Raw genomic sequence first — 2,396 nt, forward strand, 5'->3', positions numbered from 1 at the left:
GGCGACCACGATGTACTGCCTGCCCTCGTGCATGTAGGTCATGGGGCCGCCGGTTGTGCCCGACGGGAGGTCCATCTCCCACACGACGTCGCCTGTCGCCTTGTCGTAGGCCCGGAATTCGGTTCCCCAGTGGGTATCCGGGGTGCCGATGACCGCGTCGCTTCCCTCCCCGATGAACAGCAGCGTCGCCGTGAGCAGCGGCGCCGGCCGGTTCGCGTTGCCGAGGGCGGGCAGATCCAGGCCCTCGAGCAGGGGATGATCGTTGGGGGCGTCGCCGTTGGGCGCCATCCAGAGATGCTCGCCCCGGTCCATGTCGATGGCCGTGATCCGGCCCCAGGGCGGCCTGACGATGGGCAGACCCTCGATCTCCGCACGGGGCCATCCGCCCTGCGTGCCGAACTCCATCTCGCCCGGTTCATCCGTCCTGGACAGGTGCCAGTTGCCCGCGCCCCACGCTCCCGGGACGACGTAGGTGCCGATCTTCCCCTCGATCGAGCCTTCTTCCATCGGGGGCGTGAAGAGAGGGCCCAGGACCAGTGAATCCGCCAGCGCGAGAGCCCGCTTGTGGATCTCGGGAGTGAAGTCGATCAGGTCCTTCTCGGAGACGCCCTGCCGGTCGAACGGCGCCGGCTTGCTCGGGAAGGGCTGGGTCGGGGAGGTCGCCTCGCCGGGCACCTTCGACTGTGGCACTTCCCTCTCTTCGATGGGCCACACCGGTTCACCCGTGCGGCGGTCGAAGGTGAAGAGGAAGCCGGTTTTGCTCGCCTGCATTACCGCGTCGATCGCGCGCCCGTCCACGTTGATCCGCCCCAGGACTGGCGGGCCGAGGGTGTCGTACTCCCAGATGTCGTGGTGCACCATCTGGAAGTGCCAGAGCCGCTCGCCGCTCGCGGCGTCGAGCGCCACCAGGCTGTTCGAGAAGAGGTTGTCGCCGGGGCGGTGCCCGCCGTAGTAGGCGGAGGTCGGGGCGCCGAGAGGCACGTAGACGATGCCCAGTTCGTCGTCGGCGCTCAGGCAGCACCACGAGCCGACGTCTCCCGACAACTCGCGCGAGCCGTCGCCCCAGGTGTCGGCGCCGAATTCTCCCTCCCGGGGGATGACGTGGAAGGTCCACGCAAGCTGTCCGGTACGGGCATCGTAGCCGCGGATGTCCTCCGGCTCGCTGTCGCGCCATTCCGTGCCCGAGTCCCCGGCACCGTCGACGGTGCCCGCGATGATGATGATGTCGCCGACGACGATGGGTCCCGAACTCCAGCTGAACCGGTCGCGGCCCTCGGGCACGAGGTTTACGCTGCCGCCGTCGCCGAACGACGCCACGGGCTTCCCGGTCCCGGCATCGAGCGCGTGCAGCCTGGATCCGCGTACGGAGATGATGCGTCCGCCGGCGTGTCCGTTGTCGGAGGTAAGATCCTCGGCGCCGTCCCCGCTCCAGTGTGCGACGCCGCGGAAGCTGCGTCCGCGCGCATCTTCCAGAGAAGCCGCCTGCTGGACCCAGCGGGTCTTCCCGGTCCCGGGATCGAAGGCCTCCACCAGACCCACCGCGTTGGGCGCGTACAGCGTCCCGTCGACGAGGATCGGGGTCCCGCGCAGGTAGTTGTTGAAGGCGAGCTCGGGGAACTCGTCCTGCAGGCTCGCATCGACGCCGGGGCGCTGCCATGCGATTTTGAGCGACGCGACGTTTTCCGCGCTGATCTGCGTGAGCGGGGAGTACCGGTTGAAGGAGTTCTGGCCGCCGTAATAGGTCCACTCGGTGGTCGCTGCAGGATCGCCATCGAGGTTCTCCCCGGAACCGTCACTCCCTCCGAGACCGGCGTCTGCGCAAGAAGAAGCCAGGAAGGCTGCCGTCGTGACGAAGCAGGCTGCGAGCGCCATCCGGTTGCGGTGCAGGTTCGTTCCCGTGCTCTTCGTTCGACTCGTGCGCATGGAGGCCTCCGTATCCGGTGCGCTGATGTTCCGGCTGCGGGGCTGAACGTAATGCGCGGAGAGACGCGAGGCACCCGGTGGGGACCGGAGCTGGAGCGTTCGTTGCGGGGCGTTTGTTTCAGGACGAGCGGCGTCTCCCGTGAGGAGCCGGAATCAGCCTTCAAGCACTTCAGCTTCCGCGACAGCCAGAAGCGGTTCGGGCGCGATCTCGTGCTCGACCGGATGAACCAGTACGCGCAAGGACACACCCAGCTCCTCCAGCAACGCTTCCTGAGCCTCCTCCTCCCGTCTGTCACGGAACTTGTCGAGCGCGCCCCGCACGAACGTGACGTGCACGCCTTCCAGCCCTGCCGCGAGGGCATCCGGGGCCAGGTCGGTGGCGAGGCCGGCGCCCCAGAGCACCAGCTCGTGCACGTTCGTGTGCCCCAGCACCACCCATCGGGACGCAGTGTGCGCCCCCTGCGAGAAGCCGA

Annotated in this window: 2 protein-coding genes; both read right to left on the reverse strand. The window is 68.2% G+C overall.

Going from position 1 to position 2,396, the window contains the following annotated elements; genetic code table 11:
- Positions 1-1,923, reverse strand: a 1,923-nt coding sequence (locus tag OXU32_12470; protein ID MDE0074762.1) for a PQQ-binding-like beta-propeller repeat protein, incomplete at its 3' end; no start/stop codon positions are given.
- 153 nt (positions 1,924-2,076) lie between these two features.
- Positions 2,077-2,396 (reverse strand): hypothetical protein (locus OXU32_12475; protein ID MDE0074763.1); only part of this gene is annotated, 320 nt, incomplete at its 5' end.

The sequence above is a fragment of the Gammaproteobacteria bacterium genome, from assembly GCA_028819075.1.
Lineage (GTDB): Bacteria > Gemmatimonadota > Gemmatimonadetes > Longimicrobiales > Gaopeijiaceae > BD2-11.